General features: G+C 46.5%; 16 protein-coding genes. 12 read left to right on the top strand and 4 right to left on the bottom strand.

Going from position 1 to position 16,380, the window contains the following annotated elements:
* Nucleotides 1-69 precede the first annotated feature (69 nt).
* Together typA and AY633_RS02270 are read left to right on the top strand one after the other, a co-directional pair.
* Nucleotides 70-1,917, top strand: coding sequence for a translational GTPase TypA (gene typA, locus AY633_RS02275; protein WP_068486130.1), 1,848 nt, complete (start codon nt 70-72; stop codon nt 1,915-1,917).
* A gap of 23 nt (nt 1,918-1,940) precedes the next feature.
* A complete protein-coding gene (locus tag AY633_RS02270) occupies nt 1,941-2,270 on the top strand; it encodes a YlaH-like family protein (protein WP_068486128.1) in 330 nt (109 codons plus the stop codon).
* Here AY633_RS02270 and AY633_RS02265 read toward each other — a convergent pair.
* Genes AY633_RS02265 through AY633_RS02255 form a run of 3 tightly spaced genes read right to left on the bottom strand, consistent with a single transcriptional unit; the run spans nt 2,264 to nt 3,434 of the window.
* Nucleotides 2,264-2,713 carry a hypothetical protein gene (locus tag AY633_RS02265; RefSeq protein WP_068486125.1) on the bottom strand — a complete coding sequence of 150 codons (450 nt, stop codon included), beginning with the start codon at nt 2,711-2,713 and terminating at the stop codon, nt 2,264-2,266. The genes AY633_RS02270 and AY633_RS02265 overlap by 7 nt on opposite strands.
* Nucleotides 2,713-2,916 (bottom strand): YlaI family protein, encoded by a 204-nt coding sequence (locus AY633_RS02260; RefSeq protein WP_068486123.1) that lies wholly within the window; start codon nt 2,914-2,916, stop codon nt 2,713-2,715. Before AY633_RS02260 ends, AY633_RS02265 begins: the two co-directional genes overlap by 1 nt.
* Nucleotides 2,917-2,927: 11 nt before the next feature.
* On the bottom strand, nt 2,928-3,434 hold the full coding sequence (locus AY633_RS02255; RefSeq protein ID WP_068486121.1) for a hypothetical protein: 507 nt from the start codon (nt 3,432-3,434) through the stop codon (nt 2,928-2,930).
* A 163-nt stretch (nt 3,435-3,597) separates the two neighbouring features.
* On the opposite strand from AY633_RS02255, the gene AY633_RS02250 reads away from it, so the two are divergent.
* The 3 genes from AY633_RS02250 to pyc all read left to right on the top strand — a co-directional run bounded on the left by AY633_RS02250 (nt 3,598) and on the right by pyc (nt 8,574).
* Nucleotides 3,598-3,879, top strand: a complete 282-nt coding sequence (locus AY633_RS02250) for a YlaN family protein (RefSeq protein ID WP_058383475.1) — start codon at nt 3,598-3,600, stop codon at nt 3,877-3,879.
* A gap of 69 nt (nt 3,880-3,948) precedes the next feature.
* Complete coding sequence (locus AY633_RS02245) at nt 3,949-5,115, top strand: FtsW/RodA/SpoVE family cell cycle protein (protein ID WP_068486119.1); 1,167 nt, start codon at nt 3,949-3,951, stop codon at nt 5,113-5,115.
* A gap of 15 nt (nt 5,116-5,130) precedes the next feature.
* Entirely contained in the window at nt 5,131-8,574 is a 3,444-nt protein-coding gene (gene pyc / locus AY633_RS02240; RefSeq protein ID WP_068486117.1) for a pyruvate carboxylase, read from the top strand.
* Nucleotides 8,575-8,604: 30 nt separating this feature from the next.
* Here pyc and AY633_RS02235 read toward each other — a convergent pair whose 3' ends face one another.
* Entirely contained in the window at nt 8,605-9,522 is a 918-nt protein-coding gene (locus tag AY633_RS02235; RefSeq protein WP_068486114.1) for a COX15/CtaA family protein, read from the bottom strand.
* 346 nt (nt 9,523-9,868) lie between these two features.
* Between AY633_RS02235 and cyoE the strand changes: the two genes are divergently transcribed.
* The 7 genes from cyoE (at nt 9,869) to AY633_RS02200 (ending at nt 16,360) form a co-directional block, all read left to right on the top strand.
* Complete coding sequence (cyoE, locus tag AY633_RS02230; protein ID WP_068463027.1) at nt 9,869-10,786, top strand: heme o synthase; 918 nt, start codon at nt 9,869-9,871, stop codon at nt 10,784-10,786.
* Nucleotides 10,787-10,841: 55 nt separating this feature from the next.
* Entirely contained in the window at nt 10,842-11,924 is a 1,083-nt protein-coding gene (gene coxB / locus AY633_RS02225; RefSeq protein ID WP_068486112.1) for a cytochrome c oxidase subunit II, read from the top strand.
* Between the two features lie 25 nt (nt 11,925-11,949).
* Nucleotides 11,950-13,863 (top strand): cytochrome c oxidase subunit I, encoded by a 1,914-nt coding sequence (locus tag AY633_RS02220; RefSeq protein WP_068486110.1) that lies wholly within the window; start codon nt 11,950-11,952, stop codon nt 13,861-13,863.
* Complete coding sequence (locus tag AY633_RS02215; protein WP_068486108.1) at nt 13,850-14,476, top strand: cytochrome (ubi)quinol oxidase subunit III; 627 nt, start codon at nt 13,850-13,852, stop codon at nt 14,474-14,476. The genes AY633_RS02220 and AY633_RS02215 overlap by 14 nt, the downstream gene beginning before the upstream one ends.
* Nucleotide 14,477: 1 nt before the next feature.
* Nucleotides 14,478-14,810: a cytochrome c oxidase subunit IVB gene (gene ctaF, locus AY633_RS02210; protein ID WP_068486106.1), complete on the top strand. Its 333-nt coding sequence runs from the start codon at nt 14,478-14,480 to the stop codon at nt 14,808-14,810.
* Nucleotides 14,811-14,951: 141 nt separating this feature from the next.
* On the top strand, nt 14,952-15,878 hold the full coding sequence (ctaG, locus tag AY633_RS02205; RefSeq protein ID WP_068486104.1) for a cytochrome c oxidase assembly factor CtaG: 927 nt from the start codon (nt 14,952-14,954) through the stop codon (nt 15,876-15,878).
* Nucleotides 15,879-15,898: 20 nt separating this feature from the next.
* Nucleotides 15,899-16,360 carry a DUF420 domain-containing protein gene (locus tag AY633_RS02200; RefSeq protein ID WP_068486102.1) on the top strand — a complete coding sequence of 154 codons (462 nt, stop codon included), beginning with the start codon at nt 15,899-15,901 and terminating at the stop codon, nt 16,358-16,360.
* Nucleotides 16,361-16,380: the final 20 nt, after the last annotated feature.

The raw sequence follows: 16,380 nt of genomic DNA, 5'->3' as shown, positions 1-16,380 counted from the left end.
GGGTTTTTCCCCTATATGTGCTATACTAGCACAGTTATAGGCTCGAAAAAAGAATATTGGAGTGAAAGTATGACTAACCTTAGAAACGATTTACGCAACATTGCAATTATCGCACACGTTGACCACGGCAAAACGACATTAGTGGATCAGTTGCTTCAGCAATCAGGAATCTTCCGATCGAATGAACATGTTGATGAGCGGGCGATGGACTCAAACGACATTGAAAGAGAACGCGGAATTACAATCCTAGCGAAAAACACCGCGATTCAATATAAAGACGCTAAAATCAACATTTTGGATACTCCTGGACACGCTGATTTCGGCGGCGAAGTGGAGCGCATCATGAAAATGGTTGATGGCGTATTACTCGTTGTCGATGCGTACGAAGGCTGTATGCCACAGACACGCTTTGTCTTGAAAAAAGCGCTTGAGCAAAACCTCAAGCCGATTGTAGTCGTCAACAAAATCGACCGCGATTTTGCGCGTCCAGATGAAGTTGTCGATGAAGTCATCGAATTGTTCATCGAACTTGAAGCAAACGATGACCAACTGGAATTCCCGGTTATTTTCGCATCAGGCATGAACGGAACTGCAAGTCTTTCATCTGACCCAGCTGACCAAGAAGAAAACATGCAGGTTATCTACGATGCCATCATGGACCACGTACCGGCACCGATCGACAACCGTGAAGAACCACTTCAATTCCAAGTGGCACTTCTGGATTACAACGACTACGTCGGGCGTATCGGTATCGGCCGTGTATTCCGCGGAACTATTGAAGTTGGACAATCGGTCTCTTTGATGAAATTAGATGGATCTGTTAAAAACTTCCGCATTACGAAAATCCACGGATTTATGGGCTTGAAGCGCATTGAGATCCAAAAAGCCGAAGCTGGCGATTTGATCGCAATCTCTGGTCTAGAAGATATCAACGTCGGTGAGACGGTATGTCCGCAAGATCACCAGGAAGCCTTGCCAATTCTACGTATCGACGAGCCGACGCTGCAAATGACATTCCTTGTCAATAACAGCCCGTTCGCCGGTAAAGAAGGTAAATTCATTACATCAAGAAAAATCCAGGAGCGTTTGGATGCACAATTAGAGACAGATGTTTCCTTGCGCGTTGACCCAACGGATTCTCCAGATGCATGGGTCGTTTCGGGCCGCGGCGAACTGCATCTATCAATCTTGATTGAAAACATGCGTCGTGAAGGTTTCGAGCTTCAAGTGTCTAAACCTGAAGTTATTGTCCGCATGGTGGATGGCGTCCGCTGCGAACCGGTTGAACGCGTTCAAGTGGATGTTCCTGAAGAATACACAGGTGCGATCATCGAATCACTCGGTGAACGTAAAGGTGAAATGCTAGATATGATCAACAACGGAAGCGGACAAGTCCGTTTGGTATTCAATGTACCTGCCCGTGGCTTGATCGGTTACACAACTGAATTCCTCACGCAAACACGTGGTTACGGAATCATTAACCACACATTCGATAGCTACCAGCCAGTTGCATCAGGACGCGTAGGCGGCCGTCGCCAAGGCGTTCTCGTCTCTATGGAACGCGGAAAATCTTCAACTTATGGCTTGATGGGCATCGAAGATCGCGGAACTTCATTTGTTGAAGTCGGAACTGAAATCTATGAAGGCATGATCGTTGGTGAACATAACCGCGACAACGACTTGACAGTTAACATCGTTAAGATCAAAGCGGCGACTAACATCCGTTCAGCCAACAAAGACCAGACGACGACGATGAAAAAAGCGCGTTTGATGAGCCTTGAAGAAGCACTTGAATACTTGAACGATGATGAGTACTGTGAAATCACTCCTCAATCGATCCGTTTGCGCAAGAAAATTCTCGACAAAAACGAGCGCGAGCGCATGGCGAAGAAAAAGAAAGTTGCCATCGAAGAATAAACAACTGGAAGGATGTATAATCCGTGGACGAGCAGGCTTTTGTCTATGAAAATATGTATCCGGTAGCCCGTGTTCTTTATCAAAACTTGCCGAGTTATGAAATGGCGGGATATGCACTGTTCGCAGTCATCTTCCTGTTATCGGCACTGGTTTACAAACTGGGCTTTGCCAAGAAACTATCGATCGGAAAAAATGTTGTCATTATCTTGTTTTTGGCTGCGGGTGGATTAGGGCTGACATTCTTAGCCTTTTTCCTGCCTGTTGTCGAAGGCTTGGTTATTGCCGCATTGATTCTCATCCTTTACAAAATCCGCCTATGGCGCGAAAAACGCGAAAACGCTGCTTCTCATTGAGAAGCAGCGTTTTTGCGTTCAAATGTTTTATAAAGTATGGGCAATAATAGAGCGTACGTCAGTTGTGCCAATATCCAGTAAAGAAATGCCCCTACATCCGTCGGTTCCGGCACGTCGGCTTCTACGGCGAGCATAGAGAGCGGGAAAAACAGAAAGTAGGTGGGCAGGGTCAGTACCAAACTGATAATGGTCAATTGGCCGAACGTATAGCTTCGCCGTTTGGCAATATACACATAGACAATGCCAATCACCAACGAGATGATTAAGTGAAAAACGAACTCCATCAGCTCTGACCAGTTCACTTGATTGAGCAGCGGGATGAAGTCGATATTCAATAATAATTCATAATTTTGAATGCCGGTCACAGCCTGCATCCATTTCATTAATAAGCCAAGAATGAGGCCGCTCCAGAAACCAATCCACAATCCTTTAAGAATTTTCATCAGAAATCATCCTCAATGCTGCGGGAGCTGCGGAAAAAATGAAACCGGCCAGTCGCCAGCCGTTCTTCGGTGCGTTTAGTGATACGGTCGTGGCAGCCTTCGCACATATGGGTATGAATTGGGCGATTACGCAGCCGTTTGGCTTGCAAAGTATCATCTTCTAGTTCTTCAATCTTATCGCAAATGACACATTGAACACGCATAGCTATCCCTCCTATTCGACCCTAATCGCAGAGACGTGGGTAATCGGCTGATCGATATTCGAGCCATCCGGCAATAGGATATGGACCGGACCATCATCACGAAGCGGTTTCCCGTCTTGGCTGAATTTGAAAATCAATTGCTTGGCATCTTCGATCGGGAAATCGTGTTCGCCTGAAGCGGTTTCGAACACGACTTTCGATGCGCTGCTAGCTGGCTCTGCATTCTCGAGGAATGGTTGGAAGCGCATGCCGAAAGTTCCCGTCAACATGTCTTGTTTTTCCTGGCGCTTGTACTTTTTCTCAGAGTTCAAGGTCGGCGGTACAGTGGCGCCTTCCATAATTTCGCGTGACCAATGTTCGCCCATCCCGCGTTTATATTCTTCAAGCTCGTCTTTGTCAACATGCTCTTCGGTGAAGAAAGTCCGCAGATCCAATTTGCGGTCGTCAAAAATCCACACGGTAGGATCCAAAGTTAATTTGTATGTGACTTTCCCTTTAAACGGTATGATGAATTCCATAAACAAACCCTCCATTATAGTATCTCTCTTCTTCAGTATAACTGTTTGGCCACAATTCCCAAAGGGTTTAATCCCTTTGATGAGAGACTTGCAATTTAACAGCGTAAAAGATACACTTTAAACAGGCTAATGGAGCAGAAATACGAGTGATGGGGGAGTCCTCATGGAACATACAGAAGAACAGACTTATCAAGAAAAAGCGCTGGAACTCCTTAAAGCTGATGCAGAGAAAATTGAGCAATTGATCAAGGTGCAGATGGATCATCTGACTTTGCCTTCCTGCCCTTTATATGAAGAAGTTCTTGATACGCAAATGTTTGGCTTATCACGGGAAATTGATTTTGCCGTCAAACTCGGCTTGATCGAACGTGAGACCGGTAAAAATTTAATGGATACGCTGGAGAAGAAACTGTCCATCCTCCACGATGCGTATACAAATAAATGACCTAAAACTCAAACGATTCCAGTTTGAGTTTTTTTACTAATGAATCCAATTGAATGAGGTATAAAAACAATGAAATCCTACATCAAGAAATACGGCAAGTACATAGACTACCCGCTTCTCTTTGCCTATCTAGTCCTGACAATCTTTGGGCTGATCATGATTTACTCTGCCAGCATGGCCTGGTCTGTCAATTATTATAACGATCCCCCATCCCGCTTTTACAAACAGCAATTACTTAATTTGGCCATTGCTTATCCCGTGTTCTTGATTGCCGCTGTATTCCCGTACAAGCATTTCAAGAAAAAATGGATGATGGCCACCGTGCTCGCAGTAATCTTTACGGGTCTTATTCTGGTGCACTTTATCGGCTTTGCAGCAGGGGGAGCAAAAAGTTGGATCAGCCTAGGTTTCGCCAATATTCAGCCGTCGGAAGTCGCCAAAGTGGGCTTAATCTTTTATTTGGCTGGAGTATTTTCCAATAAATACCGAAACGGCTCCATCAACAAACTAAACGAATCGATTATCCCGCCAGTCATTATCTTGACAGCTGTGTTGATTTTGGTGTTTTTCGAACCCGACCTTGGTTCCATGGTTATCATCGGGGCAGTCGGATTGTCTGTTATGGCAGCATCTGGCGTGCGCTTGAAGCCGTTCGTCAAATTGGCGGGCATTGTCATCACCGCCACTGCCATTGTCATCGTACCCATGATGTTGTTCGCTCAGGACATTATTTTTACGGAAAAGCGGATGGGACGCATTGATGCGTTTTTCAACCCATTTTCCGACGAACTTGGTTTCGGCTTTCAAATTGTCAACGGCTATTTAGCCATCGGTTCAGGAGGGCTTAGCGGTCTTGGTCTTGGCCAGTCGATCCAAAAGCTTGGCTATTTGCCGGAGCCCCACACCGATTTCATCATGTCGGTCATCGCGGAAGAACTCGGGGTTCTCGGTGTTGTCGTCGTGATTGGCGGTCTAGGCTTTGTGGTGCTGCGTGGATTGTGGATTGCAATGACCACTAACGACCCGCTTGCGCGCATGCTTGCAGCAGGTGTTGCCAGCATGATCGGCATCCAATCGTTCGTCAATCTGGGCGGACTTTCGGGCATTATTCCTTTAACTGGGGTAACACTTCCATTTATCAGCTATGGCGGAACTTCCGTAATTTTGTTATCGTTAGCTATGGGAGTATTAATGAATGTTTCCATGTTCAATAAATACGAAAAAACGAAAAAGTAAAGGGTGTGCGTCGGAGTGAAAGAGATTAACAAGATCTTAGTAGCCAACCGCGGAGAAATTGCCATTCGGATCTTCCGCGCCTGTACAGAACTGAATCTTCGGACAGTTGCGATTTATTCGCAAGAAGACAGCGGTTCGTTTCATCGTTACAAAGCTGACGAATCGTATTTAGTCGGCAAGGGCAAAAAGCCGATTGATGCTTATTTGGACATTGAAGACATCATTCGCATTGCCAAAGATTCAGGAGTGGACGCTATTCATCCAGGGTACGGATTCTTATCCGAAAATGTTCATTTCGCTCGGCGCTGTGAAGAAGAAGGCATCGTATTCATTGGCCCGACATCCAGACATCTCGATATGTTCGGGGATAAAGTCAAGGCCCGTGAGCAAGCAATTGCTGCAGGCATCCCGGTCATTCCAGGAACGGATGGACCGGTCGAATCGCTGGCAGAAGTGGAAGCATTCGCTGAACAAGCCGGATTCCCATTAATGATCAAAGCGTCACTTGGCGGAGGCGGACGCGGCATGCGCATCGTCAAAGATGCAAATGAACTCGCTTCTTCCTACGAGCGTGCGAAATCAGAAGCGAAAGCGGCTTTTGGTTCCGACGAGATGTATGTAGAGAAATTTGTCGATAAGCCAAAGCATATCGAAGTGCAAATTTTGGGCGATGCTGAAGGCAATGTCGTCCACTTGTATGAGCGGGATTGTTCGATCCAGCGGCGCCACCAGAAGGTCGTGGAAATCGCACCGTCCAACTCGATCAGCAACGCTCTACGCAATGAGATTTGCGAGGCTGCTGTTAAACTAATGAAAAACATCGATTACATAAATGCCGGTACCGTCGAATTTTTGGTCGCGGGAGAGGAATTTTACTTTATCGAAGTAAATCCCCGCATCCAAGTGGAACACACGATTACCGAGATGGTAACAGGCATCGACATCGTTCACGCGCAAATCCATATCGCCCGTGGGCATATGTTGCACAGTGAAACAATTGCCATCCCCCAACAACAAGATATTCCGTTGTTCGGCTTCGCGATTCAGTCGCGTGTGACGACAGAAGATCCGTTAAATGATTTTATGCCGGATGCCGGAAAGCTGATGGTTTATCGTTCAGGCGGTGGATTTGGCGTACGTTTGGATGCAGGGAACGGCTTCCAGGGAGCTGTTATTTCCCCGTTTTACGACTCATTGCTCGTGAAAGTGTCCACTTGGGCCACCACATTTAAAGAAGCGGCAGCGAAAATGGACCGCAATTTGCAGGAATTCCGCATCCGCGGCATCAAAACCAATATTCCGTTTCTTGAAAATGTCGTAAAACATCAAAATTTCATCAGTGGTGATTTTGACACAAGCTTCATCGATAGCACGCCGGAATTGTTCAAGTTCCCTGTGCGCCAAGACCGTGGGACGAAATTGCTTAGCTATATTGGCAATGTAACCGTAAACGGATTCCCAGGCATCGAACAGAAAAAGAAACCGATCCACCCAGCGCCGCGTAAACCAGAAATCGACATCATCACGGAAGTTCCAGCCGGTACAAAGCAAATCCTTGATGAGCGTGGCCCTGAAGGCTTGTCGAAGTGGATTCTTGAGCAAGAGGACGTGTTGCTGACGGATACAACTTTGCGTGATGCCCATCAGTCGCTTCTCGCAACACGGATGCGCTCACACGATATGTTTGCCGTCGCGAAAGAAACAGCTCGTTTGCAAAGCGATTTGTTTTCGATGGAGATGTGGGGCGGGGCAACATTTGACGTATCTTATCGTTTCTTGAAAGAAGATCCGTGGCAACGCCTCATCAAATTGCGTGAAGACATTCCAAATGTATTGTTCCAAATGTTATTCCGTGGAGCTAATGCAGTTGGGTATAAGAACTACCCAGACAATGTCATCCGTGAATTTGCCCGGACATCGGCTGAAGCCGGAATCGATGTGTTCCGCATTTTCGACAGCCTGAACTGGATCAAAGGAATGGAAGTCGCAATTGACGAAGTCCGCAACTCCGGAAAAGTCGCAGAAGCGGCGATTTGCTATACAGGAGACATTCTTGATCCGAGCCGTGACAAATACACGGTGCAATATTATAAAGATATGGCAAAAGAGCTCGAAGCAGCAGGCGCACACATTTTAGCGATCAAAGATATGGCTGGACTATTAAAGCCAGAAGCTGCTTACCGTCTCGTGTCTGAATTGAAGGACACGGTATCCTTACCTATTCACTTGCATACGCATGACACAAGCGGCAATGGCATCTATCAGTATTCCAAGGCGATTGAAGCTGGCGTCGACATCGTCGATACCGCACTCGGCACAATGGCGGGTCTTACATCACAGCCTAGCGCCAACTCGCTGTATTACGCGATGAGCGGCAGCAAGCGGAAAATCAGAGCGGATATTGAATCTCTTGAGACCATGTCTCATTATTGGGAAGATGTTCGCAAATATTACAGTGATTTCGAGAGTGGCATGAACAGTCCGCATTCCGAAATTTATGTCCATGAAATGCCGGGCGGACAGTACAGCAACCTGCAACAGCAGGCAAAAGCGGTCGGCCTTGGTATGCGCTGGGAAGAAGTGAAGGAAATGTACTCCCGCGTCAACATGTTGTTTGGCGACGTTGTAAAAGTTACACCGTCATCGAAAGTCGTAGGAGACATGGCATTGTTCATGGTCCAGAACGAATTGGATGAAACAACAGTCCTGACGCGCGGAGAGAATATCGATTTCCCTGAATCGGTCATCGAGTTCTTCGAGGGATATATTGGGCAACCGCATGGCGGGTTCCCGGAGCAATTGCAGAAAGTGATCTTGAAAGAACGCGAGCCAATTACGGTACGTCCGGGCGAACTGCTCGAACCTGCTGATTTTGACGCGATCCGTGAGACCTTGTTCGAACGCCTGCAACGTCCAGTGACGAGCCACGAGGTATTGGCTTATGCCTTATATCCAAAAGTGTTCGAAGAGTACAGCACGATGTACAAAACTTTTGGGAATGTATCGGTCCTTGATACATTAACGTTTCTTTACGGAATGCGTCTGAGCGAAGAAATCGAAGTAGAGATCGAAAAAGGCAAGACCTTGATGATTAAACTTGTTTCGATCGGCGAACCACAAAAAGATGGTACACGCATCATCTATTTCGAATTAAACGGCCAACCGCGCGAAGTAAGTGTTCAAGATATGACAGTTGAAACCGATTCGGCAGCAAAACCAAAAGCCGATCCGACGAAAGAAAACCATATTGCAGCGACTATGCCTGGCACGGTCCTAAAAGTAATTGGTGAAAAAGGCTTGAAAGTAAAACGCGGCGACCACCTACTGGTCACAGAAGCGATGAAGATGGAGACCACCGTTCAAGCACCATTCGACGGTACAATCCAAGACATCTATGTAACAGCGGGCGACGGCATTTCAACAGGCGACTTGCTCATTGAAATGGAAGCCAAACAATAAAAAAATCCGGTGCATATTGCACCGGATTTTTTATTTGGATTTAATGAATTTGCTTCTAGAGACGAGCAGGACCATATAGCACAACAATCCGAACAGCATTGAGATCAGCAAAGAATGGAGCAAGGCTACTGCCAAGTTTAATTTCGTCAAGACGACGAGCATTCCCGAGGTGGCTTGCAGAAGCACGATCGCGAAGGCGATCAGCCAGCCCCAATAGATGACCCGCTGGTCGCGGTAATGGCGGTATGCATGGAGCGCAATCACACCGATCCAAATGACGATGAGCGCAGCTGCAAAGCGGTGTCCCATTTGTACCCATTCATACATATTACTAGGCAATGCGAATTGGTCGTTGCGGCATAAAGGCCAGTCGGAGCAAATCAGGCTCGATTCCGTATGCCGGACAAGCGCACCAGTATAGACAACCACATACGAATACAGCGCAACGCCGAGTGTATGGAATTTCAATTTGCGGCCAATTTGCACTCGGTCTGCATCAAATTTGCGATCGACTTCAAAGATCAGCAAGGTTAGCAGGAGAACTGCAGCAAACGACAAGAGTGAGATCCCGAAGTGAAGTGCTAAGATGAAATCACCTTGACCCCAAAGAACTTGCGCAGCGCCGATCAAAGCCTGCAGCACGAGAAAGAAGACAGCCATAAAGGCGAGGAACTTCGTTTCGCGCACATGGCCGAACTTACGCCAAGCCCACACAGCCAAAATCACGATTAGAATACCAACCGTACCTGTGACCAAGCGGTGAGAAAACTCAATCAGCACCTCAGGAGTGATTTCGCGGGGAATTAAATTGCCGTTGCAGTCAGGCCAGTTGCGGCCGCAGCCCATCCCGCTGTCGGTTTTAGTTACCAAAGCCCCGCCGAGGAGGATGAGGAGCATGCCGACAGATGCCAGAACCCCAAATATTTTTATATAAATGTTGCTTTTCAAAATGCCACCTACTTTTTTTAGAAAAACTTTTAAGATGAACGATTACCTGCATACTCGATGATAGCGAAACTGCGTTTAAAATACAACGAGAAATGGGCGTTCGCTCAAACTTTCAAGAATTGGACATATTAAGGGCGACCTTCACAAACTGTTCAAAAACAGCGTTTTTTCTATCTTAAAATAACGAGGGGGCTACTGTATGATTAGAGATGAATATTTGTAAGACCAATTGCGTGAAATCATCATTTATATCAGGAAATTTCAGTAATATGTAGAAAAGAAGCTGGAATTTAGATATAGTTATGGTTAGCGGAATATGCTTACAACTTTGAAAGGAGGGAGTTATATGTCAAACGGCCGGTCTTTGCCTGCAGAACCGACTGACGCTGTAGAATCGAGCACGTTCACTAAAGATTTTCTGGCACTTATTAAGATTGGGATTGTAAACTCCAATTTAATTACTGTCTTTACGGGACTGTGGCTCGCTTTCCAGTTTTCGGATAAGAATTTCCTGGATCATATGGATATTCTCGTCTACACCATCGTCGGTTCGGCATTGATCATTGCGGGGTCTGCGGCGATGAATAATTATATCGACACAGATATTGACCCATTGATGGCTAGCAAAAGAGCCCGCCCGACAGTTACGGGCAGGTTCAAGCCATCCGCTGTCTTGGCACTCGCCATTTCTTTCATCGTTATAGGTGAACTCTTTTTGTTTTCCGCTTCTGTTTCAGCAGGTCTGTTTGGAATCGCCGGCATTCTGGCTTATGTGGTTCTCTATTCGATGTGGTCGAAGAGACGGCATGTCGGCAACACGATCGTCGGCAGCATTTCCGGCGCAATTCCGCCACTTATTGGCTGGGCTGCGGTGGAGCCGACGCTTGGCACGGGCGCTTGGGCGCTGTTTCTGATTATGTTTATCTGGCAGCCTCCGCATTTTTATGCGCTTGCCATGAAACGGACGGAAGAGTATCGGGCTGCAAATATTCCGATGCTTCCGGTGGTAAAAGGATTCCACCGGACAAAAAAATCGATGCTTGCATGGGTTTTCCTGCTTTTCCCCTTACCGTTCCTGCTTATGGAACTGGGGATAGGCTTTATCATCTTAGCTACAGCGTTGAATATCGGATGGCTCGTACTGGCAATCCAGGGCTTCAAAGCAGCTGATGATTTGAAATGGGCGAAGAAAATGTTCATCTATTCGTTGAATTATATGACGATTCTATTTGTCTCGATGATCATTTTCGCAGTATTCGTCTAAATTTCACTTTTACTTAACTGTAAGATATTTTATTCAGAGAGGGGTATGAAAAGCTATGATGAAAGGACCTAAGAAATGGCGCCTTTTCGCTTTGATGACCGCATTGCTTGTTTTTCTTTCAGGCTGCGGGCGCGAAGAGATTTCGACGCTGATACCGGCTGGTAAGGTTGCCCAAGATCAGTTCAACTTGCTGATTTTGTCATCCATTGTCATGTTATTCGTTATCATCGTCGTTACAATCATCTATGTATTGGCAATTGTGAAATTCCGCCGTTCAAAAGTAGGGGAGGACATGATTCCTGAACAAGTTGAAGGAAGCGCGCGTCTTGAGTTTATCTGGACAGCGATTCCGATTGTCTTGCTTTTGATCCTCGCTGTTCCGACGGTCTACGCTACATTCGACCTGGCTGATGTCACAGCGATGGACGCACAGGACGAAGAGGGAGTCGCTGAGAACTTGACCGTTAACGTAACCGGTAAGCTTTACTGGTGGGAGTTCGAATATCCTGAACAGGAAATTCGCACTGCACAGGAACTGGTCGTCCCGACTGGCGAGCGCGTCTACTTCAATTTGATTGCGGCAGACGTTAAGCACTCGTTCTGGATCCCTTCTGTTGGCGGTAAACTCGACGTCAACCCTGAAAACGTCAACACCTTCTATTTGGAATTCGATAAAGAATCTTCAGAACTTGAAGAAGGCGTTTACTTCGGTAAATGTGCCGAGCTTTGTGGACCGTCCCACGCGTTGATGGATTTCAAAGTCAAAACGCTTAACCGCGAAGACTTTGATGCATGGGTAGCGGCAATGCAAGAAGAACAAGAAGCTCCTTCTGAAGCTCTTGCTCAAGAAGGACAAGAAATCTTTGAGCAAAGCTGTATTGCTTGCCACGCCACTAATGCTGCAGGAGCAGCTACTGGTGTAGGTCCGAACCTAGCAACATTTGGCGACCGTACGACAATCGCCGGTTTTATGGAACATGACGAAGAAACATTGAAAAACTGGATTGCTGATCCACAGCAATACAAACCAGGCAACTTGATGCCTAATCCAGAAGAGATTAACAACGGAGAAGCATTCTCTGATCAAGAGCTCGATGCACTTGCTGCATATTTGATGAGCTTGAAAATTGAAGAGTAAACGTTAAAAAAGGAGGTAAACTATTGTGAGTTCTAACTCTCAGAAAAAGGGTTTCGGCGCTACAATTTGGGACTACATGACAACTGTAGACCATAAGAAAATCGCGATCCTCTACTTGATCTCCGGCGGATTTTTCTTCCTCGTCGGCGGTGTAGAAGCGATGATGATCCGGATTCAGCTAATGAAAGCCGGAAACGATTTCCTCAGTGCCGGAACATACAACGAAGTTTTAACGATGCACGGAACAACAATGATCTTCCTTGCAGCCATGCCAATACTTTTGGCATTCATGAACGCCGTCTCACCTTTGCAAATCGGTGCGCGTGACGTAGCGTTTCCTTTCTTGAACTCACTTGGGTTCTGGCTATTCTTCTTCGGTGGTATCTTCCTAAACCTTTCATGGTTCTTAGGTGGGGCTCCGGATGCAGGATGGACAAACTACGCTTCTTTGGCACTCGCATCTGAAGGCCACGGAATCGATTTCTATTCACTCGGTTTGACGATCTCCGGTTTCGGTACATTGATCGCGGGGATTAACTTCCTTGTTACGATCATCAATATGCGTGCCCCGGGTATGACCTACATGAGAATGCCGCTTTTCACTTGGACCACTTTCGTAGCGTCCGCATTGATTCTCTTGGCATTCCCTCCACTGACTGTCGGGATCTTCTTCATGGTATTCGACCGTTTGTTCGGGGCTAATTTCTTTGATGTAACGATGGGCGGTAACACGATTATCTGGGAGCACTTCTTCTGGATTTTCGGTCACCCGGAAGTTTACATTTTGATCTTGCCAGCGTTTGGTATTTTCTCTGAAATCTTCGCGATTTTCTCTCGTAAACGCCTATTCGGTTACACCGCTTTGGTATTTGCGACGATCCTGATCGGTTTCTACGGCTTCATGGTTTGGGCACACCACATGTTTACAGTTGGTCTTGGGCCGACAGCTAACGCGGTATTCGCCCTCGCAACGATGATCATCGCAGTTCCGACAGGGATCAAGATCTTTAACTGGCTACTTACGATCTGGGGAGGAAGCATTTCCTTCACAGTGCCGATGATTTACGCTGTTGCGTTTATCCCGTCATTCGTTGCCGGTGGGGTAACAGGTGTCATGCAGGCAATTGCACCGCTTGATTACCAGTTGCACGATTCTTACTTTATCGTTGCCCACTTCCATTACGTAATCGTTGGTGGGGTTGTGCTCGCTATTCTAGCAGGTACGCATTTGTACTGGCCGAAAATGTTCGGTACGATGTTAAGCGAAAAACTTGGAAAATGGACTTTCTGGTTCTTCTTTATCGGATTCCATTTGACATTCTTTATCCAGCATTTCCTCGGCCTAATGGGCATGCCTCGTCGTGTTTACACGTTCGGAGCAGATCAAGGCTGGGATCTATTTAACGCAATCAGCTCGGCAGGTGCTTTTTTCATGGCGATCGGTGTCATCATCCTTCTCGTCAACGTCGTCATGACGGTTGCGAAGAATGAGCGCGTCGGAAATGACCCATGGGGCGACGGCCGTACACTTGAATGGGCGATCCCGTCACCACCGCCATTCTATAACTTTGCACAAACACCGCTTGTCCGTGGACTTGACCCGTATTGGATCGAGAAAATGGAAGGCAATAAAGAAGGCATGGTCTATGCTGAGCCACTTGGCGATATTCACATGCCGAACGGTTCAATCATTCCATTCGTCATTTCATTTGGCATGTTCGTTGCTGCATTCGGTGCCATGTACCACATGGATGACCATGCATGGGCGCTTCCTGTATTAATCGTAGGTCTTGCGATTACATTTGGCTCGATGCTCGTTCGTTCATTGAAAGATGATCTTGGATTCCATATTTCGAAAGAAGAATTGATTGCAGACAACGAACGCATTCAAAAAGAAGCAAGAGCGCTGGAAGGAGGCAAAAAAGGTGGACTTAAATAAACGATATACCCCACAAACCTGGCCCGATCATCCTGAAACGGCGACGCTCGAAGGGAAGAATAAGTTCGTTGGTTTCTGGCTGCTACTGGCAGCTGAGACCGTCACCTTCGCCTCTCTCTTCGCAACTTATCTTGCGTTGAAAGACAAGGGCCCAAGCGGAATGGAATTTTCCGCTGCCGGCTTGTTCGAACTGCCGCTTGTTTTTGCCATGACGATGCTTCTTCTGACATCTTCGTTGACGAGTGTCTACGCGATGTATCATATGAAGAATCACAATTTCAAGGCCATGCAGGCTTGGCTCGGAATCACCGTTCTTTTGGGGCTAGCGTTCCTTGGCTTGGAGATCTACGAGTTTAATCACTATGTACATCTTGGCTTTGGCTATACAAATAGCGCCTTCAGCTCCGCCTTTTATACTTTAGTCGGAACTCACGGGGCTCACGTAGTATTCGGCCTTAGCTGGTTCATCGCATTGATGCTCCGCAACGCTAAACGTGGTTTGAACATGTACAATGCGCCGAAATTCTATCTCGCTTCTCTGTATTGGCATTTCATTGACGTAGTATGGGTGTTCATCTTCACTGTAGTCTATCTGATGGGAGTGATCGGTTAATATGGCACACGATACTCACGATATTCACAGATCCAGAGCAGAATTCGAATTCATAAAGAAAAAACGTGCCGCTGAAATGCGCGGCCAGTTGACATCGTTCGCTATGATGATCTTCCTGACATTGATCGCGTTCACGCTGGTGGCAGCTGACTTCTCCAATTACTTGATCGTGCCGATCATCCTATTGTTGGCGGCCATCCAAGTAGTGCTTCAACTGTATCATTTCATGCACATGAGCAATAAAGGCCATGGCGTGATGGCATTCTTTATGTTCAGCGGCATGTTTGTCGCGTTCTTGACTGTCCTTGCGATGGTCACCATCGTTTGGTGGTAAAAAGTAAAACTCCGGACTTTTCACAGTCCGGAGTTTTTTTGTTTGCGGTTGAAAGCTATCAAATGTCATGATTCGTTCATTGATATGGCGGGGCATCCCCGATATAATGAGGTTACTTAAGGAAAAAGGAGGTACGGTCTAATGCCAATCAGTATTTTCGGCTTCGAGGCGTTGTGGAGCCCCTGGTATTTTGGATTTCTCGTACTGATTACACTTTTATATTTTGGGGTTACCATTAAGTGGAGACATAAATTCAGTGGCAGTGAGCCGCTTGAAACGAAACAGGCATTGCTCTTTGTATCGGGAATGGCCTTGATTTATCTCTTGAAAGGCTCACCGATTGATTTGCTTGGGCATATCACTTTAACGATGCATATGGTCCAGATGGCGTTGCTGCTATTATTGGCGGCACCTTTGATTATTATGGGGATTCCCTCATACTTATGGCAAGCATTCATCAAATTGCCGGTAATCAATCCGCTGTTCATGTTTTTCACAAAACCGCTGATTGCCTTGTTATTATTCAGCTTGTTCTTCTCGGTTTACCATTTGCCTTTAGTGTTTGACTTTGTCAAACAGGATATGCTGATTCATAGCATCGTCAGTACCTTGTTGTTTGTGTCGGCGCTTCTCTACTGGTGGCCGGTCGTCAATAACCTGGAGGGCATGCATAAATTCCACGGTCTCAAAAAGTTGGGATATCTGTTCGGGCTCAGCGTTTTAATGACGCCTGCTTGTGCTTTGATCATCTTTAGCACGACGCCGTTCTATGCGACTTATTCGGATGGAGACGCTTGGATGCAGGCGATGGCTTTATGTGTACCTGCGGGGACCTTGGCACAGCTGAACTTATCGGGCCCCGAGCTGTTTACGAACATGTCGCTGATTGAGGACCAACGGACAGGCGGCATTACGATGAAGATCATTCAGGAATTGGTATTCACCGTGTTCATTTGGCTGGTTTTCCATGAATGGCTTAAGAACGAAACAGCCAACGCCGATGAAATTACCGCGAAAGTATTGCAAGACCGTAAAGAGATGGCGTATTACAGACATAATGGGCAATGACCCAAAAGGAGTTTACTTAAATGAATTTGCCGCTATTGCCAACCATTAGTACATTTTTTATCGTCTTGAGCGCCGTCTTGGTGGCGATCGGATGGAACTTGATCCTCAAACGCCGTATCGAAGCACATAAAAAAGTGATGCTTGGCGCTGGGGCTGCTGCTTTAACTTTTTTCATCATCTATGCTTCACGAACGCTATTCATCGGGAACACTGCATTCGGCGGGCCGGATGACCTGAAGATTTACTACACGATTTTCTTGATTTTCCATATCACGCTTGCAACGATTGGGGCTGTGATGGGGCTTGTTACCATTTACTTGGGCTTGAAAAACCGTTTAGATAAGCACCGCAAGATCGGGCCATATACGAGCGTCGTTTGGTTCTTTACTGCGATTACAGGCGTCATGGTGTATTTGTTGCTTTACGTGTTCTACGAAGGTGGAGACACAACCTCGGTGTTCAAAGCGATTCTCGGAGGATAATAAAAAGCACTGAGCAAATT

This window comes from Planococcus maritimus, assembly GCF_001592825.1.
GTDB lineage: Bacteria > Bacillota > Bacilli > Bacillales_A > Planococcaceae > Planococcus > Planococcus maritimus_C.
This window is presented reverse-complemented; position numbering and strand designations above follow the sequence as displayed.